Genomic DNA, 23179 nt, shown 5'->3' with positions numbered 1-23179 from the left:
TCATGGCGAAGAAAGTGAAGCCGATCCCGAAGGGGTATCACGTCGTCACGCCCTCGTTGAATCAGGCGGACGCCGCGCAGACGATCGAGTTCTGCAAGAAGGCGTTCGGCGCGAAGATCCGCATGCGGATGGATTCGCCCAACGGCAAGGTGATGCACGCGGAGATCGAGATCGGCGACTCCGTCATCATGCTGAACGATGCGATGCAGGAGCCGCCGCAGCCGGCGGGCATCTTCCTGTACGTTCCCGACGTCGACAAGACGATGGCGAAGGCCGTGAAGGCCGGGGCGAGCGTCATCATGCCGGCGCAGGACATGTTCTGGGGCGACCGCTTCGGACGCGTCGAGGATCCGTCGGGCAACCGCTGGGGGATCGCCACGCATCGCGAGGACGTGCCGCCACGCGAGCTGAAGAAGCGCGTCGCGGCGATGGCGGCGGGTCCGAGCGCCTAGACCGCGAGCCGCACCGCCGTCGTCCCGTAGAGGAACGGGCGTCCGAGGCGGGGTGCCAGGCGACCGGGAAGACCCGTGCGCGACAAGAGCGGGAGCAGCCGGAAGAGGACGATCTCGCGAAAGAGGCGGCCCTGCCGGCCGAGGACGACGGCCGCGGCGCGATCCTGGATCTCCTGGATCGTAGCGACCTCCGGCAGGCGCTCGCTCTCGATCCGCGCCGCGGCGGCGTCGAGCGCATCCGGCGTGGCGCCGGACGCCAGCAGCGGAACCAGGTGGTTCGCCGCGACGACGACGTCGCGCAGCGCGATGTTCACGCCCTGCCCGCCGACCGGCGACATCGGATGCGCCGCATCGCCGACCAGCAGGAGACCTGGTGCGCACCACCGCACGAGGCGGTCGCACACGACGTCGAGCAGGAAGGGCGCCGTCACGTCGCCGCGGTGGGCGCGCAGGTGAGCGCCGACATCGGGCGAGACGTGCGCGGCCATGTCGTCGATCCAGGCTTCGATGCCCTGACGGCGGAGGTCGCCGAACGTGCCCTTCTCGATCGCCCACGCGATCTGCAGCCGGCCGTCGTGGGACGGGATGAGGATCGCCGTGTGGCCGGTCCCGACGTAGCCCCGCAGGAGGACCGGCGAGCGCATGAACTCGGGCAGCGGGACGCGACACCAGACGATGTCGAACGCCTGCGGGTGGCGCTCCTCGTCCAGGTTTGCGCGCTTGCGGAGCACCGACGCCCGGCCGTCGGCGCCGATCACGTAGTCGGCGCGGAACGCGTGCGAGCCCGATGCGGTGTCCGCCTCGACGCCGACCACGCGCCCGCCCTCGACGAGGACGTCGCGCACCGTGCAGCCGCGTTCGAGGTGGAAGCCCGGGAAGCGCGCGGCGTCGTCGACCACGGCTTCGAGGAAGGCCGCCTGCGAGAAGGTGCGCGGGCGCGCCGCCTGCGGCCACCACTCACCGAAGCGGATCGCGAGCAGGCGCCGGGCGCCGTGGTACACCTCGAATCCTTCGGCGACCACGGTTCCCGACGCGTCGAGGATGGGGCGCAGACCCATCTGCCCGAGCGCGTCGACGCCGCTCGGCATGAGCACCTCGCCGCGGAACTCGCGCGCGAAGTCGCGCTGCCGCTCGAGGAGCGTCACGCGCATGCCCCGCGAGGCGAGCAGGTGGGCGAGGCACGCGCCGGCCGGTCCGGCGCCGATGATGACGACGTGCCCCATGCGGCTACAGCCCTGCCGGCCGCTCCCCGATGATCCCGTCGGCCTGCAGTTGCGCGATCTCCTCGTCGTCGATGCCGAGGAGATCGCGAAGCACCTCGGCGGTGTGCTGGCCCAGCGTCGGCGCCGGGGCGCGATACCAGCGATCGATGCCCGCGATGCGCATCGGCAGCCCCGGCAGCTCGTGCGTGCGGGTCACGGGATGGGTCTCGATCTCGAAGAAGCCGCGCGCACGGACCTGCGGATTCCTCGCCAGCTCGCGAGGATGGAGCACGGGAGCAGCGGGGATGCCGGCGGCGAGGAGCCGTGCGACGAGCGCGTCGCGATCCTCTTCGCCACACCAGCGGGCGAGCTCGACGTCGATCCGGTCCTGCCGCGCATGCCGCCCGCTTGCCGTCGCGAGCGCCTGATCGGTCGCCCAGTCCGGGCGGCCGAGCAGATCCACGAGCGCGCGCCAATGCGCGTCGGTCACGACGGCGAGCGCGATCCGCCGCTCGTCGCCGCGGCACGCGTAGAGGTTCTGCGGCGCTGCGACGGGACCGTGGTTGCCGTCTCGCGTCGCGAGCGTCCCATACGCCTGCCATTCGAGCACCTGGTCCGCCGTGGCGTTGAGCGCAGCCTCGACCATGGTCGATTCGACGAGCTGGCCCTCGCCCGTGCGGCGCCGGTGCTCGAGCGCGACCAGGAGCGCCAGCACGGCGTGCATGCCGGCCAGCGGATCGCACGGGCCGCGCGGGATGACCGGTGGACCGTCGGAAAAGCCGGTGGTCCATGCCATGCCCGAGATCTGCTCCATCGTCTGCGCGAAGCCGGTACGGTTCCGCCATGGACCGCCCAGGCCGAAGGCGGGCATGCGCACCATGACGAGGCGCGGGTTCGCGCGCGCGAGCTCCTCGTAGCGCAGGCCGAGGTTGTCGAGCACGCGCGGGGAGAAGTTCTCGACCGTGGCGTCGGCGGTGGCGAGGAGCCCCTTCGCGATCTCGAGGCCACGCGGCCGGGAGAGGTCGAGCGTGATCCCGCGCTTGCCGGCGTTCATGCCGTGGAACATCGCCGACCATTCCCACCAGCGCTCGGCCGTCGGCTGCTGCGTGCTCGCGAAGCGGATGCCGTCCGGCCGCTGGATCGACTCGACCTTGATCACGTCCGCGCCGAGCACGGAGAGGAAGTGGCCGACGAAGGGACCGGCCCAGAACATGGTGAAGTCGACGACGCGCAGGCCGGCGAGCGGTAGCGCGTCGCCCGCGGGCGCCGGCGGAGACGCCGGTCGGCGTTCGGCCAGCACCTCCGCCGTATGCTCGCCGAGCCGGGGCGAGCGGACGAAGGGGCGCAGGGTTCCACGGCCCAGGCGATAGGGCGCTCGCGGTTGCACGAAGCCCGTCTCCGGTTGCGGGACGTACGCGCCGCGTTCGCGGAAGTGCTCGAGCCCGGGCACGGTCGCACCGTTGCCGATCGGCACGGCTGGAATGCGCAGCAGCGTCGCCTGCTCGATGATGTCGGCGATCGTGCGCTGCCGGGTCCACGCGTGGATCATCGCGTAGATCTCGTGACGGCGCTGGTCGCGTGTGAAGTAGTGCGCCAGCTCGGGGTCGTCGACCAGCTCGCCGTGCTCGATCAGCACCAGGAAATCGCGCCACTGCTGGTTCGTGATCGTGCAGAAGCCGACGTAGCCGTCGGCGGCCGGCTCGATCGACGGGATCTCGACCGTCCGCGACTGGACGAAGGCGCCGCCGCTGAAGCCGTCGACGACGGTCGCGAACGGCGCCATCGAGAGGTGCACGGCTTCGAGCAGCGAGAGGTCGACGTGACGCCCGCGTCCGGCGCGGCGCGCGCCGATCGCTGCCGCGAGCGCGCCGATTGCCGCGTAGCCGCCGCCGAGCCATTCGCCGAGCCGGCCGCCGGCGGCGAGGGGCTCGCGATCGATCGTGCCGCGGATCGCCGTCGAGCCCGCCCACGCCTGGACGGTGAACTCGGTCGCCGGCCGGTCCTTCCACGGCCCGGTGCGCCCGAACCACGAGATCGAGACGAGCGACGTCGCCGGCGCGCTGGCCGCGACGGCCGGCCACTCGACCCCTGCATCGGGTCCGACGCTCTCGATCACGACGTCGGCGCCGGCAATCAGCCGCGCCACCTCGGCGCGCCCGCCCGGCGTCGTCCAGTCGATCGCGACGCTGCGCTTGGAGGCGTTGAGGAAGCGAAAGAGGACGCCGTCGTCGCCGGGCGGAAGCTCGACGCGCGCGGACGTCCAGCGGCGCATGGGATCACCGCCGGCCGGATGCTCCACCTTCACGACGTCGGCACCGGCGTCGGCGAGCAGCTTGGTCGCGTACGGGCCGGCGATGTCGGTCGCGAGCTCGACGACGCGCAGCCCCGCGAGCGGATGGCTCACGGAAGCGTGTCCGGGATGTGATCCAGTCCGTAGAGGGCTTTGCAGTTGCCGTGCAGCATCTGCTTCACCTCGGCCGCCGGCACGCCGCGGAAAAGGCGCTCGAGGGTCACACGGTGGTTCGGCCAGTCGCTCCCGGTGTGCGGGTAGTCCGTCGACCACATGATGTGCTCGCCGTTCATGCGGTGGCGTAGCTCGATCCCGACCGTGTCGACCATGAACGTCGACCAGAAGTTCCGCCAGAAGATGCGGCTCGGCGTCTCCTGCATGTGCTGGACGGCGCCGCTGAACCAGCGGTAGCGCAGGAACATGTCGTCGAGCTGCTCCATGACGCTCGGGATCCAGCCGATGTTCGCCTCGACGAGCAGGAATTTCAGACGCGGGAAGCGCTGCGGCACGCCCGAGAAGACGAGCTCGGCGACGACGGGGATCGTCTGCGCGCCGGCCTTCGAGGCGCCGGCGCCGGCCATGAAGGATACCGTCGACTGCTCGATCTTGCCCGGCGCGAGCCCGGCCAGCGTGAAGCTGCCGATGTGCACGCCGAGCGGCGTGCCCGACTCCTGCGCGAGATCCCAGAAGGGATCGTTCTCGGGCCCGGGCGTCGCGTACGACCCGTCCGGGTAGGCCGCGATGAGGGCGCCCCTCATGCCGTGATCGAGACCCCAGCGCAGCTCCGCCACGGCGTCGGCGACGGTGGTCGTGGGGATGATGGTCTGCCCGATCAGGCGTCCCTTGCCGCCCGCGCAGAACTCGACCAGCCACTCGTTGTAGGCGCGCACGCACGCGAGCTGCAGCTCGCGATCGTCGGCGTAGGTGCGGGCGCCGGCGAGGGTGACGCTCGGATAGAGCACCTGCGCCCAGATGCCGTCGGCATCGAGGTCGGCGAGCCGGGCCTTCGGATCGAAGCTGCCGGGACGGATGTCCTCGTAGCGATAGCCCTCGGCGCGGAACTGGAGATAGGAGAGGCCCGCCGTGGCGGTGAGGCCGAGCGGCCGGAGCCGCTTGCCGTCGTCGAAGCTCCACACGTCCCCCTTTTCGGTGCGCAGGACCTTGGGCGCCCGGTCGCGCAGGCGCGCGGGGACGCGGGTCTGCCAGGTGTCCGGGGGCTCGTTCACGTGCGCATCGGCGTCGATGATGGGGTAGTCGATGCTCGCGACCTCGCAGAACAGGTCCGACATGCGAGCCCCATAGCCCGCGCCGTCGCGGACGGGCAAGGCGGCCGTCCGATCAAGGAAGTCCACTCGGCTGCCGATGATCGTAGGCAAGGCATGCTGCGCGCCGTCACGATCTTGACGCTGGCCCTCGGGATGGCGCTCGGGTGTGTGCCGCGCGCCGGCGCCGTCCCACCCGGCTCCGACCTGTCGGGCGAGGCCTTTGCCGTGTGCCGGCAGGCCGAGCGCACGAGCGGCGACGACGCGCGCGCGCTGCTCGAGCACGGCGTCGCGCTCGCCGAGCGCGCGGTCGCGGCCGACGCCGCCGACGCCCGTGCCCACTTCGCGCTCTTCTGCAACTTGGGTCGCCGCCTGCAGACGACGGGTCGCATCTTCACCCACCCGTTCGAGTTGATGCGTGCCCTGCGCGCGCTCGACCGCGCCGTGGAGCTCTCGCCCGAGGATCCCGACGTCGCGACGGCGAAGGGCGTTCTCCTCCTGAACCTGCCCCATCTCTTCGGCGGCGACGCGGTCCGCGGCGAAGAGTGGCTCCGCCACGCCCTGCAGGTCGACCCGCACCACTGCGTCGCGCGCTGGTATCTCGGGGACGCGCTCTCCCGCCGCGGCGCCGATGCCGAAGCCCGCACGCTGCGCGAAACCTGCTAGCGTCCACCAGAAGCCGAAGATTCGGGCAGATGGCGCCATCTCGAGTCGCCCAGCTCGGCGGCGCGCTTGGTGGAGCGCACGATACGGAGACGCTCGCGGCGCAGTGCGTTGGAGCGTAGAACTTCCCTCGCTCTCGCATTGACGCCCCTCGCCTTCGCGTGGATTGTCCGTATCCAGAGGGAGGGCCCATGATCAATCGCAGCTTGATCCGATCCGTGACGTCCTTCATCAGCGCAAGTGGGCGGGCGACGTGTGGAGTGGCACGCACGAAGAGGCTTGCGAGGTGGCTCGGCGTGGCGGTGATCGCTTCGTCGTGCTGCCTTGCCGCGTCCGGGGTCGAGGCCGCGCTCAAGTGTTACAAAGTGAGGGATTCGGCGACGAAGGCGGCCTACACCGCCGATCTCACCGGCCTTGCTCCCGAACCTGGCTGCGAGATCAAGGTCCCGGCGAGCGTCATGTGCGTCGACTCGATGGCAACCAACGGAACGGTGTCGATTCCCGACCGGCCGGGTGGCGACGGAGGCCCGGTCGTCTGCTACAAGATCAAGTGCCCGAAGCAGACGCTGGCGCCCATGCAGTGGAACGACGTGTTCGGTGTGCGCGCGATCCAGCCGGTCACGTCCCAGCTCGTGTGCTCGTCCGGAACGGCCCAGCCGGTAGTCACCCCGCCGAGCGACAAGTGGACGACGCTGATCAGCCGCTCGTGGACGGTCGCCCCCGGCGCCGAAGACTACAAGTGCCGGCGGATTCAGTTGCCGACCGAGATGTTCATCACCGGGTTCCGTGCGATCGCCCCTCGGGGCAACTTCTTCACGCTGGTCACGGTCTCGGACAGCGGGACTCCGGGGGACTACGATTGCACCGGCGCGACGGCCTTCGTCGAACCGCGTGCGATCTACGGCGCGGGCATGGGCACCGGGGACTTCGTCCTTCCGCCAGGTGTCGCGGTCCACGTGAAAGCCGGTCAGTTCCTCAACCTGCTCGTGCACGTCGGCAACGACACGGCGAAGTCGGTGACTCGCACCTCCGGCGTGATGGTCCAGACGGGGAGCGCCGCCGCCGTGACCGACGAGGCCGAGCTGATCTTTGGTGGCACGACCAATATCGGCGGTGCCAGCGGCATCCCGAGCGACGGTCTCTTACATACGGCGCAGGGCGGCTGCGCGGCGTCGGACGACTATCACGTGTTCGCGTTGTGGCCGCACATGCACGGAGCCGGAATGCGCATGCGACTCGGCTTGTCCCACCTGGGGGTGCTCGAAACGCTGCTCGACACGCCGTACATGGTCGCCGCACAGCAGGTGTATCCGATGACGCCCGTGCTGGTTCATGCGTTCGATCAGCTCCAGATCACCTGCTCCTACGTGAACAACAGTGGCTCTCCGGTATTCTTCGGCGACTCGTCGACGGACGAGCAGTGCTTCCTGGGCATGTACCGCTATCCGGTGATCCCCGGCGCCAATGCCTACCAGTGTGTGAGCTGAAGTCGGTCGAGCGTCCGACGTCGCTGAAGATGAGAACGACTACGCGGCGACGTTGATCTAGCCCGGGACGAACATCGGCGCCACGACCTCGCCGGGCACCTCGGCGAAGCGCAGCGGCCGGAAGACGACGCGCATCGGCATGTCGATGCGGAGCCGCTCGGGCGCGCAGTCGGGGACACGGGTCACGATGCGAACCGCCGGGTCCTCATCGATCGCGACGAGACCAGTCACGTACGGAACGGCGTCCGCGAGCTGCGGGATGAACGGTCGGTGCACGACCGACCAGGAGAAGAGGCGGCCGCTGCCCGACACCGTCGTCCACGTGTACGCGGCCCCGCCGCAGAAGCGGCACGCACCGTCGGGATACCAGACGTAGCGCGCGCACGCGTCGCACCGCGGCACGGCGAGCTCGTGACGTGCCGCCGCGTCCCAGAACGGACGCGTCGGCGCGAAGCCGAGGTCGGGCAGCGGGAAGTCGTCGCGGAACTTCATGGCGCGTCCGTCACGGTCGGCGCAGGATGAGCGTGCTCGCCTGCGGGCCGGTGTAGCCCCCGTAGACGCCGACCCGTGCGTTCGGCACCTGTGCGGCCGCCTCGCCGCGGAGCTGGCGAACGACCTCGACCACGTGGGCGATCCCGAGGACGTAGGCGTGGGAGAGCATCCCGCCGTGCGTGTTGTAGGGGAGCTTCCCGCCGTCGAAGTGGAGCGTCGTACCCTCGACGAACGGCCCGCCCTCGCCCTTCTTGCAGAAGCCGATGTCCTCGATCTGCATGAGCGACACGATCGTGAACGGGTCGTAGCAGGTGAGCACGTCGACGTCGGCTGGCGTGATCCCCGCCATCCGGAACGCGCCGGGCGCGGCGAAGACCTGCGGCGTCGAGGTGAAGTCGCCCTGCTGCGACCAATAGGCGCCGGTGCGCGAGTTGCCGACGCCGACGCCGGCAACCTCGACCACGGGCTTGCGGAGGTCACGCGCCCGCGCGGTCGGCGTCATGACGTACGCGCCGCCGCCGTCGGAGATGAGGCAACAGTCCTCCTTGCGGAACGGATCGCAGAGCATCGGGCTCGCGAGATACTGCTCGAGCGTGAGCGGCTTCTCGCGCATGACCGCCGCGGGCGTCCGGTTCGCGTGCCGCCGGCAGGCGACGGCGATGGCGCCGAGCTGCGCGGGCGTGGTGCCGAACTCGGCCATGTGCCGGCGCGCGATCGTCGCGAAGTAGACCGGCTGCGGAAACCAGCCGAAGGGGACCTCGAGGTTCTGCTTGAAGAGCTCGGTGGCGTGCACTTCGCCCGGCCCGCCCATCATCTCCGCGCGCTGCGTCGCCCAGGCGACGGAGAAGACGTTCACGACGGCGCGGGCCTTGCCCGAGCGGATCGCCAGCGCCGCCTCGTAGGGCGCCGACCCCGCCCACACCATCCCGCCGCCCAGGGTCGACACCCACATGTCGTGCGAGGTGCCGAAGTGTGCGCGGTAGTCGCCGGCGGTGAACTGATGCCCGTCGAACGGCGTGTACATGATGCCGTCGACGTCGCGCGGCGCGAGACCCGCGTCGGTGAGCGCGCGCTCGATCGCCTGCGCGGCGATCTCCTTCGGCGTCCGACCCGATGCCTTGGTGTGATCGGCCTCGCCGACGCCCGCGATCGCGATCTGGCCGCCGACGTTCTCGAACGTCGACGAAAAGCCCCAGTCGGCCGTGCTCACGCGCGCGTCGTCAGGCCCACGAGCCGAGCACGACCTGATCGAGTCCGCCGCCGCACTTGGGGCAGGGAACGCGTTCGGATGTGCCGTCGATCAGCTTGAGCAGACCTTTGCACGTCGGACAGCGATGATCGCGCTTGTTGGCCCGCGCCTCGGCGAGATTGACCACCGTCAGCGCGCGGCACTCGGGACAGTGCGCGAGCCCGCCCCAGTACGAGTCGCGCCCGGCCTTGCCCCAGCCGACCGCCAGCTCGTCGGTCGCGAAGGAGCACTTTCCACACCGAAAGCGGACACGGGATCCCATCAGCGCCTAGAAGCTTCGGCGGCCGCCCGAGCGTCCGCCGCCCCCACCGCCCCCGCCACCCGTACGCTCGTGGGCTTCGCTGACGTTGAGGGTGCGTCCCTTCACTTCCTGACCGTTGAGCCCGGCGATGGCTTTGGCCGCGTCCGCGGCACTCGCCATCTCGACGAAGCCGAAGCCGCGCGACCGCCCGGTCGTCCGATCGGTGACCACCGTCGCCGACTCGCACGCACCGAACGGACCGAACAGGGACTCCAAGTCCGCGCTCGTCGTCTCGAAGGACAGGTTCCCGACGAAAATTCGCTTACCCATCACCCACTCCTCGCCCTGGGGGCTCATGGACGTCAGTCAACAGGAGGACGCGGCGCAAGTCAGGACGATCCTCCCTACTCTTCGCATCCCTGGGGCGCAAGGGAGAGCCAGGGAGCGAGCTCCGCGCGGAGCTCCGCGGCATCGACGCCGACGATCGTGCAGGCGTTCACGAACGAGAACGGCCACGCGACGTCGTCGGCCAGGACCCACGCGCGGATCTCGACGGCGAGCACCTCGTCGTCGCGCCACGGATCGTCCGCACCCAGCACGAGCACCTCGGCGGCATCGACGAGGAGCCCCCACATGAGGAAGCGATCGGCGTCCTCGAGCGAGGCGCGATCGACGGCACGCAGCGAGGCGGGCAGGGCGGGATCGAGATCGTGCATGGGAACGCCCGAGCGCTAGCGCGGAACCGCGTCGCTGTACAGAGCGCGGAATCAGGATCCCGTCGCCGGCGGTCGCTCCTGCCACCCGGGATCGCGCGCGACCAGGTCGCGTGCGACGTCGAGAGCACTAGAAGCCGAGCATCTTGGCCAGGTACTGGATCATCACTTCGTCGGCGCCGCCGCCGATCGAGATGAGGCGCATGTCGACGTAGGCGCGCCCGGCGGCACTCTCCTTCATGTAGCCGAAGCCGCCGTGGAGCTGGATGCATTGGTCGGAGACGTAGCGCGACATGCGCCCGGTGAAGATCTTCGCCATCGTGATCTCTTTCGTCGCGTCCTCGCCGGCGACGCGCTTGCGCACGCACGCGTTCGCGAGCTCCTTCGCGGCCTCGATCTGCACCAGCATCTCGACGAACTTGAACTGCGTCACCTGGTGCTTGGTCAGCGGCTTCTTGAAGACCATGCGCTCCTCGCACCAGCGCTTGGACTCCTCCCACAGGCGCACGCACGACGCGTTGACCGAGACGACGGCGACCAGGCGCTCGTCCTGGAACTGCATCATCTGCTGCTGGAAGCCGCGCCCGACGTCGCCGATCGTGTTCGAGACCGGGACGCGCACGTTCTCGAAGAAGAAGAGCCCCGTGTCCGAGCCCCAGTTGCCGATCTTGTCGAGGAGCTGATGGCTCACGCCGGGCGTCGCGGTCGGCACGATGATCTGAGAGAAGCCGCCGTAGCCGGCGGCGGGATCGGTGACGGCGAGCAGGCAGAGCCAGTCGGCCGTCGCGGCGTTCGTGATGTAGATCTTGCTCCCGTTGATCACCCAGTCGTCGCCGTCGCGCACGGCGCGCGTCTTGATCGACGCCACGTCGGAGCCGCCGTCGGGCTCGGTGACCGCGATCGCGGAGACCATCTCGCCCTTGATCGACGGCACGAGGTACTTGCCCTTGAGGTCGTCCGAGCCGAACTGGTGCAGCGACGGCGTGGCCATGTCAGTGTGGACGCTGATCCCCATCGCGACACCGGCGTTGTCGCACTGGCCGATCTCGTCGAACAGGATCGCGGAGTAGCTCCAGTCGAGGCCGGCGCCGCCCCACGCGGGGTCGTACTTGAGGCCGAGCATGCCGAGCGCGCCCATCTTCTTGTAGAGCCCCTTGTCGAAGTGCCCCATCTCGTCGAACTCGCGCGCCCGCGGCACGAGCTCCTCCTGCACGAACCTGCGCACCGTGCGACGGAAGAGCTGGTGCTCGGGACTGCCGTAGAGATCGTCCGCCATGACCGCGCATCGTAGTCGGGTGGCGGAACCGGCGCTAGGGCGCGAACGGTCCGATCTTCGCTGCGGCCATGAGCGGGCACATCTGTCGTGCGACGTCCGCGCTCCAGCACATGAGCAGCAGGCAGTCGTCCGCGGCGGTGGCGCAGGTCGGCAGGCAGGCGGCGCCGGCCTCGAGCTGGAGCGCGAGCACGCCCATGTTCTCGGTCGCCTTGCGCGCGGTGCGGACGTAGAGGGGCGTGGCCGTCGCGAGACCGAACGCGAGGAGGCTCACGGCTACGGTGGCCGCGCGTTGCGACGCGTGCCACAGCGTCGCCGTCGCGAGCGCGGCGAGCGCCATCGTCGCCACGAGGAAGAGGGACGCCGTCGGCAGGTAGCGCACGAAGAGCGCCGTGAAGAGGCCGTTGTCGAGGCGGCCGAACGCCGTGATCGCCGCGTTCACCGCGCTGTAGGCCGCGAGGAGCCACCAGGGGACGACCGCGGCACGGAGCTCGCGGCGCCGCCACAGCCAGGCGCTCGACAGCGTGAGCACGGCGCAGAGCACGATCCCGGTGACCAGCCCCTCGCCGAGGTCGAAGGTCGTGATCCCGGCGCCGACGTAGGTGACGGCGTAGCGCGCGTAGTCGGCGAGGCGATCCCAGTGCATGACGGGTTGGGGCTCGCCGACGCGCGGCCGCCAGCCGACGAAGTAGACGGCGATGAGCGCGACCGCCCACGTCGTGGCGGCGATCGCGTGCGCGAGGCGACGCCGGAGAGGGACCGACCGCATCAGGACGAGCGCAACGGGAAGGAGGACGACCAGCACGACGCCGGCGCCGAACGACAGCGCGCCCGCCGTCGCGCACGCGGCGAGGACGATGGTGCGTGGCCAGGTTCCCGTCCACGCCGCGAGCTGCCACGCCAGCATCGTCGCCGCGAGCGCGGCGAGATATGCCGGCAGCATTGCTCCCCACGTCCAGTTGATGCCGCCCGTGAGCGAGAACGTGACGATCGAGCACCCGAGCGTGACGATCGCTCCCGCCATGGGTGCGCGCTCGCCGATCGTCCGCCAGGCGAGCCCCGCGAGCGCCAGCATGGTGAGGGCCGCCAGGACGACGTCGAGCCAGGCTTCGTAGCGGACGTCCCATCGCGTCCACCATCCGAGCAGGCCATGCAGCGCCAGCGCCACCGGAATGCGGTGCTCGTTCACCTGCGACCACAGCATGGCGGGACGCACTTCGCCGCGCTCGACGGCGACGATGAAGGGAATGACCCCCCACTGGTCCTTCCACGGCACGTTGCGCGCATGGCGCGCGACCAGGAGCGCGATCGCGAGCGGAGGAATGCCGGCGGCGCCGAAGAGGATCCAGCAGGTGATGCGCCGGGGTCGATCCATCCGCAGGGCCGTCTTCTAGCGCGGGTGGCCGGGTACCCGCGAGACGGCCGCTAGGCGGTCGAGGGCGGGAAGCGCGCCGCCCAGGGCTCGAGCGCGACCCGCGCGCCATTCGCGACGTACGAGATCACGTGGTACCAGCCCGCGAGCACCAGGAGCTCGAGCAGCTGCTCGGGCGACCAGCGCCGCGCGAGGTCGGTCCAGAGCGCGTCCGACACGTGGCCCGTGTCGTGCAGCTCGTCGACGAGTCGGATGACGGCGGCATCGTCGGGAGTGAACGCAGGATCGTTCGCCCGTCCCCGGGCGGTCGCGGTGAGCTCGGCGTCGCCGAGACCCGCCGCGGCGCCGAACGCCACCGCGTGGACGCCCCACTCGTACTCGCACCCGCACCGCGCGCAGACGCGATCGATCACGAGCTCGCGCACGCGTTTCGGGAGTCCGAGCCCCCGGCCGAGCAGGAAGCGGCCGAGCGGCAGCATCGCCTCGGCGAGCGGGCGATCACGCACGAGCGTGCGAAAGAGCGCGAGCGGATCGACGGGCGAACCGGGCGGCATCCAGCGTGCCAACTCGTCGGCGACGCCGGCGTCGTACGGGGGCGCCACGGGTGCGATGCGCGGGGTCATGCGCCGTCTGGTACTACTACGAAAATCGTAGTACAAGCCCCCCCATGCCCACGCCGAGGCCCGGCCGTCCCGTGCGCGGCTCGCGGACGGGACGCCCGATCATGGCGCTCCTGGATCTGCTGGGCCGTCGCTGGGCGCTCCGGATCCTGTGGGAGCTCGCTCGGGAACCCGGAACCTTCGCCGCGCTGCAAGCGCGCTGCGACGCGATGTCGCCGTCGGTGCTGAACCAGCGTCTCGCCGAGCTGCGCGACGCGGGCATCGTCGCGCCGGGCGACGCGGGCTATGCGCTCACCCCCGAGGGTGTGGCGCTCGCCCGCGTGCTCGGCGCGCTCGACGCCTGGGCGAAGGGGTGGGCGGCTAGCGCCGCGCGGCCGGGATCACCTCCTCGGCGAACCCCTGCATCTCGTCGACCATGTAAGGTGCGAAGGTCATGAAGATGAAGTGCGTGACGCCGACCTTCCGGTAGCGCGCGATCGTGTCGAGGCATTCCTGGCGGTCGCCGATCATGATCGCCTTGCGCGCCTCCTCGGGCGTCGTTCCCCGCATGCCGGCCATGAGGTTCTGCACGAACGCCTCGCGATCGGCCGACGCGCGATAGCAGAGCGGCATCATGACGGTGTGCTCGATCTCGCTCGTGTCGCGCCGGACGGCGTCGCCGTGACGGCGGATGATCTCGATCTTCCCCGCCAGGAACTCGGCGGTCCCGGACGTGTTGTACATGTCGGCGTGCTTGGCGACGATGCGGAGCAGCACCTTCTCCCCGATGCCGCCGATGAGGATGGGCAGCTTCGGTTGCACGGGCTTCGGCAGACCCATCGCGTCGGTCACGTGGTAGTGCTTCCCGTGCACGGTCGTCTTCGGCTGCGTCAGCATGCCGCGGATGATCTGCAGCGACTCGTCGAGCGCATCGAGCCGGCCGCGCACCGTCTTGAAGTCGATGCCGAAGTTCGCGTGCTCGAGCTCGAACCAGCCGGCGCCGATGCCGAGATTGAGGCGCCCGCCGCTGATGTGGTCGAGCGTCGCGGCCATCTTCGCGGTGAGGCATGGGTTGCGGTACGTGTTGCCGTTCACCAGGTGGCCGATGCGGGCGCGCTTGGTCGCCTGCGCGAGCGCCGAGAGGGTCGTCCAGCCTTCGAAGCACGGTCCCTCGGGATTCGTGAAGATCGGGTAGAAGTGGTCGAAGTTCCAGAGCGTGTCGTAGCCCCAGCCGTCGGCCTTCTGCCACAGCGAGAGCATGTCCTGCCACGTGATGTTCTGCTGGCCGGTCTGGATGCCGAAGCGGATCGGATGCGATGCCATTGTTGGTCTCCTCTACAAGAGTGCGGCGTGGACGAGATCGGCGAGGCGCATGTGGCGCTCGACGCTCTTTGCCACGTCCGCGGTGCCGTGGACAGCTACCAGCCCCGGAGATCGATCGGCCAGGTTTCGATGACGCGCTCGCCGTCCACGACGTGGGCGCGCTCGTGGTACGCGACGGTCGGGTCCACGTGCGCCGGCCACACACGGATGCGATCGCCGGGCCGGTGCGGGCGCGCCGGGGCGAACGTCACGTGCTCGTCGGAGAAGAACCACACCTCGGCGTCGTCGATCGCCGATGGCCCGTGGTCCATTCCGAGCGCCTTGAGGCCCACGTCGGCGACGGCATAGCCCTGCGTCGAGGTCGAGACGACGGTGCCGAGCACGGAGAGCGCGAGCCGGAAGGGCAGCGCGAGCTTGGCGTACGCGGTGTCCATGAGCGCGTACGAGCCCGCCTGGATCTCGGTCGGGATGGTGTGGAGGTCGTACGTGCCCGTCCCGCCCGCCGACACGACGTCGCCGCCCACCTCGGCGTGGGCCTGATGAAGGAGCTCCATCGCGCGTGCGGCGAGCGTGGTGCGCGTCGCCCGTTCGGGCATCAGCACCGCGTGACCCTCGTAGCCCATGACGCCGCGGACCGAGAGCCCGCGACGCCGGGCGAGGTCGCCGAGCCGCCCCGCGTCCGCCGGATCGCAGCCGCAGCGCGGAAGGCCGACGTTCACGTCGATCAGGACCTCGTGGACGCCGCCGGTCGCAGCGGCGTCGATCGTCGCTTCGGAGTCGACCGCGACCGTGATGCGCGTCCCGAGCCGGCCGAGCCGCCGGGCGTCGAGGACCTCGTTCGCGAGCAGGATGTCGTCGCCGAGCCCGGCAGCGGCGAGGCCTTCCGCCTCGCGCACGGTCGCGCAGGTGAACGCGCGGTGACCCATCGCCGCCTGCCGGCGCGCGAGCTGCGTCGACTTGTGCGCCTTCACGTGCGGTCGCAGGCGCGGGCCGGGCAGCGCTGCGGCCATGGTGCGCAGGTTGTAGTCGAGCGCCGCCGCGTCGACGAGCAGCGCCGGGGTCGTGAGGTCGTGGATCGAGGGCACCGGCGACACCTCTACTGCGCCGCGCGCCGTCCGGGCCAGAGCCCGATCCATCTTGACGATCCCTGCCGGCGGGGTCATCGTCGGCCCAGGCATCGACACACGACGCTGGGGGAGTCGCCCCGAGCCGGCGGCTGAGATGGCGGGTGGGGGAACCCGCCGACCCCTCGAACCTGATCCGGGTAATTCCGGCGGAGGGAAAGCGCGAATGACACAGCTAGAGTCGGCACGACAGGGCATCGTCACTCCCGAGATGCGGCGAGTGGCGCAGCGCGAGGGGGTCGCGCCGGAGTTCATCCGCGACGAGGTCGCGCGCGGGCGGCTCGTGATTCCCGCCAACGTACGGCACCTGGCCGGCAGTGGCGGCGAAGCACCGAGCAGCACGGGCGAGCGAAGCTACCCCGACGTCGCCGTCGGGCACCCCGGAGCCGGCGGCGCCGCGCGCCTGTGGGTCAACCAGACCGCGGCGCAGCGTTGGGCCACCATCGCCGACGCCGGTATGCTGCGCGGCGAGCGCGCGCCGAAGCGCCTCGATCCGACCGGCATCGGCCGCATGATCACCACCAAGGTGAACGCCAACATCGGCGCGTCGCCGGTGTCGAGCACGACGGACGAAGAAGTCGAGAAGCTCCGCTGGGCGCAGAAGTACGGCGCCGACACGCTGATGGATCTCTCGACCGGCGGCCAGCTCGGCGCGTGCCGCCAGGCGATCGTCGACAACGGCACGATCCCGATCGGCACCGTGCCCATCTACGGCATGATCGTCGGCCGCCGCATCGAGGACCTCACCTACGACGTCATCTTGAAGGAGATCGAGCACCAGGCGCGGCAGGGCGTCGACTACTTCACGATCCACGCCGGCGTGCGGCGCGGGCACCTGCCGCTGGTGGGCCCGCGGGTGTGCGGCATCGTGTCGCGCGGCGGATCGCTCCTCGCCAAGTGGATGATCCACCACGGCAAGGAGAACCCGATGTTCGAGCTGTTCGACGAGATCAGCGCGATCATGCGCGAGTACGACGTCACCTACTCGCTGGGCGACGGCCTCCGGCCCGGATGCCTCGCCGACGCGAGCGACGCCGCGCAGCTGGCCGAGCTGCGGACGCTCGGCGAGCTCGTCCAGCGCGCGCGCGAGAAGGGCGTGCAGGCGATGGTCGAGGGGCCCGGCCACGTGCCGCTCGACCAGATCGGCTGGAACATGCGCCTGGAGCAGGAGCTGTGCGACGACGCGCCCTTCTACGTGCTGGGTCCGCTCGTCACCGACGTCTTCCCCGGCTACGACCATCTCACCAGCGCCATCGGTGCGACCGAGGCCGCGCGCCACGGCGCCGCCATGCTCTGCTACGTGACGCCCAAAGAGCACGTCGGCCTCCCCAAGGCCGACGACGTGAAGCAGGGTTGCATCGCCTACAAGATCGCCGCCCACGCCGGCGACATCGCGCGCGGCGTGCCGAGCGCGCGCGAGTGGGACGACGATCTTTCCCGCGCCCGCGCCGCCCTCAACTGGCCGCGCCAGTTCGAGCTCGCCTTCGACGGCGAGACGGCGCGCGCGCTCCACGACGAGGACCTGGAGGTCGACACCGACTTCTGCGCCATGTGCGGCCACGACTGGTGCAGCATGCGCATCTCGAAGGAGATCCAGGCTTTTGCCAGCGGCAAGGACGCCGCCTTCCAACCCGAGCGGCGGGCGATGCAGAGCCCCGGCGTCGGCGACGAGGGTCGCGACCTGCTGCGCCGGCGCGCCGATGCGATCCCGGTCGTCGAGGGCAAGCACGCGTGTCACTCCGACCTCGTGCCCGACGTGGGACGAGCGCGCGCCGTGCAGCAGGCGCTCGGATGATCCCCCGGCCGTGGGCGGCGTGGGGCGGCATCGTCGCCGTCGCGTTGCTCGCGGCCGCACCGGCCCTGGCGTGGGAGCGACGGGTTCGCGACGCCTCGAGCGCGTGGGCGGCGGCGACCACGCCCACCGGTGACGTGTTCGTCGCGATTCCGTTTCCGGCGCGACGTCACGAGGCGAAGGTCGGCGTAGCCAAGCTGTCGGCGCAGGGTCGCGAGCGGTGGCGGCGCTCGCTCGCGGTGCGTGCGCCCGAGCACAGCGACGAAATCTACGGTCTGGTGGTGACCGCCGAGGGCGACGTCGTCGCGGGCGGTGCGATTGACGTCGCGTCCGGGCTGGAATTTGCTGCCGTGCGCCTGTCGGGCCGCACCGGGCGCCTCCAATGGCGCCGGATCATGCAGGGGACGCAGCGCATCGGGGCGTATCACGAGGCGCGGGGCATTGCGCTCGATCCGTCCGGCGACGTGGTCCTCGCCGGCACCCTCGAGAGCGCGACGGCGTTGCAGTACCACGGCACCGACGATCTTGCGGTCGTGAAGCTCGCTGGCGCGGACGGCGCCGAGCGCTGGCGCTTCGTGCTCGACGGCACGGCGCAGACCTACGACAGTGCCGATCGGGTGGCCGTCGACGCGGCCGGCGACGTGATCGTCGCCGGGATGGTCGCCAACCCGGCGCCGACGGTCACGGGGTATCGAGCCGACGTGACGTTCATGAAGCTCGCCGGTGCGGACGGCCGTCTCCTCTGGCGCACCACCGTCGGCGCGTTCGTCGACGAGCGGTCGCTGGCGCTGGATCCGGCGGGCAACGTGCTCGCGACGGGAACGTACATCGCGGGAACGAGTCCCGCCGACTTCGGCGTCTTGAAGCTCGACGGCGCGACCGGCACGCTCCGATGGACCGCGGCCATCGATGGCAGCACGAACACGTGGGAGTCGGCCTTCGACGTGGTCGCGTTGCCCTCGGGCGACGTCGCCGCGGTCGGCTTCACGGGCGACTACTACACCCGGGCGTCGCTCACCGTCGCCGCGTTCGACGGCGCGACCGGAGCCGAGCGCTGGCGCCGCCTCATCAAAGGCACCGACGGCTGGGGCATCGGCAGGTCGATCGCCGTCGGTCCCGGCGGCGACGTGATCGTGGGCGGACAGCTGCGCAACGTCGAGTCCTGCTACGACGTCGCGGTGCTCGAGCTCTCGGCGGCGACCGGCGCAACCGTGATGGCACAGGTACTCGACGGAACGGCGACCGCGACCGCCTGCGACGCTCCGCGCGACCAGGAGCCTTGCCGGGGTCGATGCCCCTTCACCGGCATTGGCATCGACCGAGACGAGCTCACGAGCCTCGCGATCGATCGCAACGGCCGCATCGTCTTCAGCGGAACGCTCGACGACGGCCGTCGCGGCCGCTCACACGCGTTCGCGGCGCAGCTCGACGCCGCGCCGTAGCCCGCCGCGGACCTACTGCACCTCGATCGTCGCCTTCGTGATCGACAGCGGCTCGCTGGTCTTGCCCGACGCCGATCCCGCCGCCTCGAGCTTCTTCACGACGTCCATGCCGTCGACCACCTCGCCGAACACCGAGTGGCGGCCGTCCAGGTGCGGCGTCGGCACGAAGGTGATGAAGAACTGGCTCCCGTCCGTCCCGGGGCCGGCGTTCGCCATCGAGAGGATGCCGGGCTTGTCGTGCTTCGCGGTCGGCGAGAACTCGCCCGCGTACTTGTAGCCGGGTCCGCCGGTGCCGACGCCGAGCGGATCGCCACCCTGGGCCATGAAGCCGGTGATCACGCGGTGGAACACGACGCCGTCGTAGAAGCCGAGGCGCGTGAGATAGATCGTGCTCGACACGTGCATGGGCGCGACGTCGGGTTTGAGCGCGATCTTGATCGTGCCTTTGTTCGTCTGCAGGACCCAGATGTACTTCTTGCCCTTCGTGAAGGTCAGCATCGGCGGCTGCGGCAGGCTGGTCTTCCAGTTGGGATTCGCCTTGTCGATCTTCTTCTCGGCGATGAACTTGTCGATCTCGGCGATGGCGGGATCGGTGGCTCCGCTCACGGCGGCCTCCTTCTTGGGCGCGGCCGGCTTGTCCTCGGCCGGCGCGGGTGTGGCGACGGCCGCCGACAGGACGCAGGCGGCGACGATGAATGCGAGGGGGCTCTTCATGGACCGCGCTTCCTGACCGAGAACGCGCCGGCGATCAAGTGGGCGCCTTGCCACGGCTCCCGACCGGGCATACGGCGGCGCGCAGAGGAGGAGCGCATGTCCGATCCCCGAAGCTACGGGGGCACCGCAGCGCCGTGCAGCGCTTCTTCGACGCCCGTGGCCGGCGCTAGCGACTACTCGACGTAACCGAGCGCGCGGAGCTTCTCGGTCCGCTCCTTCTGCGCCGCCGGCGTCGCAGCCTCGACCGGCGCCGCTGCCGGCTCGACCGGCTTCAGCGCACCGTACACGACGGTCTGGTTGCGGGCGGCCATGATGTCGCGCTCGCGGCCCACGAGCGGCGAGCGCTCCTCGGGATCGACCGCCGGATCGTAGCACTCGGCGGTGCCGCGGCCGGTCCGGAAGATGCAATGCACGAGCGCCGTCCGCGTCGCGAGCAGGTCGCTGCGGTGCGCGACCAGCGAGGAATACGCCTCGGAGAACACCGCGCGGCGGTCCCACTTCTCCTTGCCGGCTCCGAGCAGCGGCACGAGGCTCTGCCCGTCGGCGCCGACGAGGGGCGGGGCGCCGACGAGATCGAGGATCGTGGGGGCGACGTCGATCAGCGACACGGGAGTGTCGACGCGGAGCCCGGCCGGGACGGCGCCCGGAAGGCGCATCATGAGCGGCACGTGCGTCGACTCGTCGTAGAGCTGGAAGCCGTGCGTGCGCTGCCCGTGCTCCATGAACTCCTCACCGTGATCGGACATGACGACGACCAGCGTGCGGACGCCGAGCCCGAGGCCGTCGATCGCATCGAGCACGCGCTGCACCTGGTCGTCGAGGTAGCGCGTCTCCTGCTCGTAGCGCAGCAGGTCGCGCTGGTCCGGATCGAGGGGCTCGGCGGTCGGCTCGAACGCCTGATCGTAGGGCGGCAGCGGCGTATACGGGAAGTGCACCTGATAGGTATGCAGGAAGAGGAACGTCGCCTGATCGCGGTGCCGCCCGAGCCACTCGATCCCCGCGCCGAACGTCGCCGCCGCCTGGCCGAGCGGCTCGTGCAGGTTCGGGCTCGTGTTCTCGCGGTAGGTGGCGAAGCCGCGCCGGATGCCGACACCCGGATCGACGAAGCCGTCTTCGGTGAACGCAGCCGTCTCGTATCCCGCGCCGCGCAGATGCTCGGTCACCGTCGACACCGTCGGCGGAAGCGCCTGCCGCGGCGACCGGATGGTGTGCGTCCGAAGGTAGAGACCGGAGAAGACGCTCACGTGGGCGGGCAGCGTGTGGGGCGCCGTCGTGTAGGCCGCGTCGAAGACCACCCCCTCCGCGCCGAACCGATCGAGCCAGGGCGTGGTCGGACGCAGGCAGCCGTACGCGCCGACGCTGCGGGCGCGCAGCGTGTCGAGCGACAGCAGGACCACGTTCATCAGATGGGCGCGTTGCGGGACCAGCACGACCGGATCCGCCCACAGCGGCAGCGCGGTGCCGTCGTGCGCGGGGTCGGCGCCCGCCGTCGAGAGCCGCAGCCGTACCGTGCGGCCGGCGAACGCGGCGAGATCGGCGCGTGCGTCGACCCAGCCGCCCGCCCGCGCTGCGTCGACCACCGTGCGCTGCACGACCGTCTCGCGCCCGTCGTCCTCGACCGCGACGCGGAACTCGACCGGGAACGGGGTGCCGCCCGGTCCGCGCGGCTCGAGGCCGGCCCCGAAGCCGAGCACCGCGCCGCGCGCGACGACGAACGGCTCGCTCACGATGTCCCGCGTGTCGAGGGCGGGAACCGGCGCGATCTGGACCGCCATCCACGTGTCGTGAGCCAGGTCGCCGCCGTCGATACCGACGCGCAGGCCGTCGCGGGCCGGCGACACGAGCTGGAACGGCAACGGTACGCCGCCCTGGCCGTCGAGCCGGACCATCGGCTGGATGCCGACCCACTTCCGGTCGCGCCACGAATCGGGAATGTCGACCGTCCAGGTCTGCGTCCGGGCGCCGGCGGCCGGCGGCGTCACGCCCACGACCAGGGCCTCGCGCGACGTGAACGAGGTGAGCGTGACGCGCGCGTCGCCGGCGAGGTTCGCGTACGCGCCCCACGCGAGCCCGGTCGGGAGAGTCGCGGGCTCGTCGTCGACGAGGCGCTTCGCTGCGACGAGCTGCGGGGGCGGTCCGGACGGCACGCTCGGACCGCAGGCGCACAGGCCCGCGATGCCGGCCGCCAGCGGCAGGAAGAGGATCCGTCGGCGGCGCGGCACTCCCGTCATCCTGCGTGACGGTGCACGAGTTGCCAAGCGGAAGCGTCAGGCCCGCAGCGTGCGCAGGCGCCGGCTGGCGAGAACCGTCGCCAGGGCGATCGTCATGATGGCGGCGTTGAGGATGTATGGGGCGCGAGGCGTCATCTCGTAGAGCGTCGTCCCCAGCATCGGCCCGAAGACGTTCCCGATGACGGCGAGGCCGCTCATGACTCCGGCGACGGCACCCTGCTCGTGGGCGTCGACCACGAGCGACGCACCGGCCGACGTGCCGGGGCGCACGAGCCCGAGGCCGACCCCGAGCGTGGCGAGCGCGGCGAGGTGGGTCGCGAACGCATTGCCGAGCGCGAGCGCCACGAACGCGACCAGCATGAACGGAACGCCGACGCGCAGCATGGCGCGCGCCGTGGGCCGCAGGCGCTGGACGACGACGAGCTGCGTGAAGAGGCCCGCGACCGCCAGCACGACGAAGCCGATGCCGGCGTCGCGCACGGTCGCTGCGGCATCGAGCCCGAGCGTGTCCTGGAAGAAGAGCGACAGTGTGATGGTGGTGGTGGCGCGCACCGCCTGGAGGGCCGCCGCGATGCCGAGAAACGGCAGCACGCGCAGGTCGAGCACACGCAGCCGCGGTCGCAGCGTCTGCGCCCGTGCGGCGTGGCCCCGCTCCTCGGGCAGGAGACGCCACAGGAGTCCGGCGCTCGCGACCGCGAGCACGGCGGCGAAGTAGAGTGGCGCGCCGAGGCCGAGCACGGCGAGCATCGAGCCGAAGCCGGGTCCCATCGTCTCGCCGAGCCCCATCGCGGCGTTCAGGAACGCGACGCCCGCCGTGCGCTCGGTATGGCTCGTGCGATCGGCGACGTACGCCTGCGACGCCGGACCGGTGCCCGATCCGAGGAGCGCGAAGATCGACCGCGAGCCGATGAGGCACGGGTAGACCAGCGCCGCCGGGAGGAGCCCCGTCCGCCCGCACGTGATCGTCGTCGCGACGAGCGCCATCGACAGGCCGTAGCCGAGAAGTCCGGTGAGGATGATCCGCCGCCGTCCGACGACGTCGCTGCGCCGGCCCCACCACGGCGAGACGAACACCCAGAGCGTCGCGGAGACGGCGAAGATGGTCGAGATGCGAAACGGCGTGAGGCCGAGCTCGCGCGCCGCCGGGGGCAGCGTCGAGAACAGCATCGACTGCCCCATGCCGAGGCACACGAGGCCCACGAACAGGATGCGGAACGCGCGCTGGTGCTCGGACGCCATGGAATCGGCGTTCCTTGGC

Annotated in this window: 22 protein-coding genes and 1 riboswitch; of the genes, 6 read left to right on the top strand and 16 right to left on the bottom strand. The window is 70.8% G+C overall.

Annotated elements, in window-relative coordinates; translation table 11 throughout:
- Positions 1–2 precede the first annotated feature (2 nt).
- Positions 3–452: a VOC family protein gene (locus VMS22_03560; GenBank protein HXJ33092.1), complete on the top strand. Its 450-nt coding sequence runs from the start codon at positions 3–5 to the stop codon at positions 450–452.
- On the opposite strand, the gene VMS22_03555 is transcribed toward VMS22_03560, so the two are convergent.
- From VMS22_03555 to VMS22_03545, 3 genes are read right to left on the bottom strand one after another with little or no spacing between them, the layout of a single operon-like run.
- Positions 449–1675: an FAD-dependent oxidoreductase gene (locus VMS22_03555; protein HXJ33091.1), complete on the bottom strand. Its 1227-nt coding sequence runs from the start codon at positions 1673–1675 to the stop codon at positions 449–451. The genes VMS22_03560 and VMS22_03555 overlap by 4 nt on opposite strands.
- Positions 1676–1679: 4 nt before the next feature.
- Positions 1680–4058: a CoA transferase gene (locus VMS22_03550; GenBank protein ID HXJ33090.1), complete on the bottom strand. Its 2379-nt coding sequence runs from the start codon at positions 4056–4058 to the stop codon at positions 1680–1682.
- The gene (locus VMS22_03545; protein HXJ33089.1) at positions 4055–5233 is read right to left on the bottom strand and encodes an amidohydrolase family protein; all 1179 of its coding nucleotides are present in this window, start codon (positions 5231–5233) and stop codon (positions 4055–4057) included. Before VMS22_03545 ends, VMS22_03550 begins: the two co-directional genes overlap by 4 nt.
- A 90-nt stretch (positions 5234–5323) precedes the next feature.
- On the opposite strand from VMS22_03545, the gene VMS22_03540 reads away from it, so the two are divergent.
- A complete protein-coding gene (locus VMS22_03540) occupies positions 5324–5872 on the top strand; it encodes a hypothetical protein (protein ID HXJ33088.1) in 549 nt (182 codons plus the stop codon).
- Positions 5873–6165: 293 nt separating this feature from the next.
- Positions 6166–7356 (top strand): hypothetical protein, encoded by a 1191-nt coding sequence (locus tag VMS22_03535; GenBank protein HXJ33087.1) that lies wholly within the window; start codon positions 6166–6168, stop codon positions 7354–7356.
- A 57-nt stretch (positions 7357–7413) separates the two neighbouring features.
- Here VMS22_03535 and VMS22_03530 read toward each other — a convergent pair whose 3' ends face one another.
- The 8 genes from VMS22_03530 to VMS22_03495 all read right to left on the bottom strand — a co-directional run bounded on the left by VMS22_03530 (position 7414) and on the right by VMS22_03495 (position 13319).
- On the bottom strand, positions 7414–7848 hold the full coding sequence (locus VMS22_03530; GenBank protein HXJ33086.1) for an OB-fold domain-containing protein: 435 nt from the start codon (positions 7846–7848) through the stop codon (positions 7414–7416).
- Positions 7849–7858: 10 nt separating this feature from the next.
- On the bottom strand, positions 7859–9058 hold the full coding sequence (locus tag VMS22_03525; GenBank protein ID HXJ33085.1) for a thiolase family protein: 1200 nt from the start codon (positions 9056–9058) through the stop codon (positions 7859–7861).
- A 10-nt stretch (positions 9059–9068) separates the two neighbouring features.
- Positions 9069–9359 (bottom strand): hypothetical protein, encoded by a 291-nt coding sequence (locus VMS22_03520; protein HXJ33084.1) that lies wholly within the window; start codon positions 9357–9359, stop codon positions 9069–9071.
- A gap of 6 nt (positions 9360–9365) precedes the next feature.
- Positions 9366–9668 carry an RNA-binding protein gene (locus VMS22_03515; protein ID HXJ33083.1) on the bottom strand — a complete coding sequence of 101 codons (303 nt, stop codon included), beginning with the start codon at positions 9666–9668 and terminating at the stop codon, positions 9366–9368.
- Positions 9669–9742: 74 nt separating this feature from the next.
- Positions 9743–10054, bottom strand: a complete 312-nt coding sequence (locus VMS22_03510) for a hypothetical protein (GenBank protein ID HXJ33082.1) — start codon at positions 10052–10054, stop codon at positions 9743–9745.
- Positions 10055–10181: 127 nt separating this feature from the next.
- The gene (locus tag VMS22_03505; protein ID HXJ33081.1) at positions 10182–11327 is read right to left on the bottom strand and encodes an acyl-CoA dehydrogenase family protein; all 1146 of its coding nucleotides are present in this window, start codon (positions 11325–11327) and stop codon (positions 10182–10184) included.
- Between the two features lie 34 nt (positions 11328–11361).
- Positions 11362–12699, bottom strand: a complete 1338-nt coding sequence (locus VMS22_03500; protein ID HXJ33080.1) for a hypothetical protein — start codon at positions 12697–12699, stop codon at positions 11362–11364.
- Positions 12700–12749: 50 nt separating this feature from the next.
- Complete coding sequence (locus tag VMS22_03495) at positions 12750–13319, bottom strand: carboxymuconolactone decarboxylase family protein (protein ID HXJ33079.1); 570 nt, start codon at positions 13317–13319, stop codon at positions 12750–12752.
- Between the two features lie 44 nt (positions 13320–13363).
- On the opposite strand from VMS22_03495, the gene VMS22_03490 reads away from it, so the two are divergent.
- Positions 13364–13753 carry a helix-turn-helix domain-containing protein gene (locus VMS22_03490; GenBank protein ID HXJ33078.1) on the top strand — a complete coding sequence of 130 codons (390 nt, stop codon included), beginning with the start codon at positions 13364–13366 and terminating at the stop codon, positions 13751–13753.
- Here VMS22_03490 and VMS22_03485 read toward each other — a convergent pair.
- Positions 13677–14618 (bottom strand): TIGR03560 family F420-dependent LLM class oxidoreductase, encoded by a 942-nt coding sequence (locus tag VMS22_03485; GenBank protein ID HXJ33077.1) that lies wholly within the window; start codon positions 14616–14618, stop codon positions 13677–13679. The genes VMS22_03490 and VMS22_03485 overlap by 77 nt on opposite strands.
- Positions 14619–14713: 95 nt before the next feature.
- Positions 14714–15754 carry an alanine racemase gene (locus tag VMS22_03480; GenBank protein ID HXJ33076.1) on the bottom strand — a complete coding sequence of 347 codons (1041 nt, stop codon included), beginning with the start codon at positions 15752–15754 and terminating at the stop codon, positions 14714–14716.
- A 46-nt stretch (positions 15755–15800) separates the two neighbouring features.
- A riboswitch (TPP riboswitch) is annotated at positions 15801–15918 on the top strand.
- On the opposite strand from VMS22_03480, the gene thiC reads away from it, so the two are divergent.
- Both thiC and VMS22_03470 read left to right on the top strand, forming a co-directional pair.
- A complete protein-coding gene (gene thiC, locus VMS22_03475) occupies positions 15909–17537 on the top strand; it encodes a phosphomethylpyrimidine synthase ThiC (GenBank protein ID HXJ33075.1) in 1629 nt (542 codons plus the stop codon). It overlaps the preceding riboswitch by 10 nt.
- Complete coding sequence (locus VMS22_03470) at positions 17534–18976, top strand: PQQ-binding-like beta-propeller repeat protein (protein HXJ33074.1); 1443 nt, start codon at positions 17534–17536, stop codon at positions 18974–18976. Before thiC ends, VMS22_03470 begins: the two co-directional genes overlap by 4 nt.
- Positions 18977–18988: 12 nt before the next feature.
- On the opposite strand, the gene VMS22_03465 is transcribed toward VMS22_03470, so the two are convergent.
- The 3 genes from VMS22_03465 to VMS22_03455 form a co-directional block, all read right to left on the bottom strand.
- The gene (locus VMS22_03465; protein HXJ33073.1) at positions 18989–19690 is read right to left on the bottom strand and encodes a peptidylprolyl isomerase; all 702 of its coding nucleotides are present in this window, start codon (positions 19688–19690) and stop codon (positions 18989–18991) included.
- Positions 19691–19863: 173 nt separating this feature from the next.
- Complete coding sequence (locus tag VMS22_03460) at positions 19864–21912, bottom strand: sulfatase (GenBank protein HXJ33072.1); 2049 nt, start codon at positions 21910–21912, stop codon at positions 19864–19866.
- 45 nt (positions 21913–21957) lie between these two features.
- Positions 21958–23160: an MFS transporter gene (locus VMS22_03455; protein HXJ33071.1), complete on the bottom strand. Its 1203-nt coding sequence runs from the start codon at positions 23158–23160 to the stop codon at positions 21958–21960.
- Positions 23161–23179 lie beyond the last annotated feature (19 nt).

It is taken from the genome of Candidatus Eisenbacteria bacterium, assembly GCA_035577985.1.
In the GTDB taxonomy this organism is placed as follows: domain Bacteria; phylum Desulfobacterota; class Binatia; order DP-6; family DP-6; genus DATJZY01.
The sequence above is the reverse complement of the archived record's forward strand: the minus strand, read 5'-3'. Positions and strand labels throughout refer to the sequence as shown.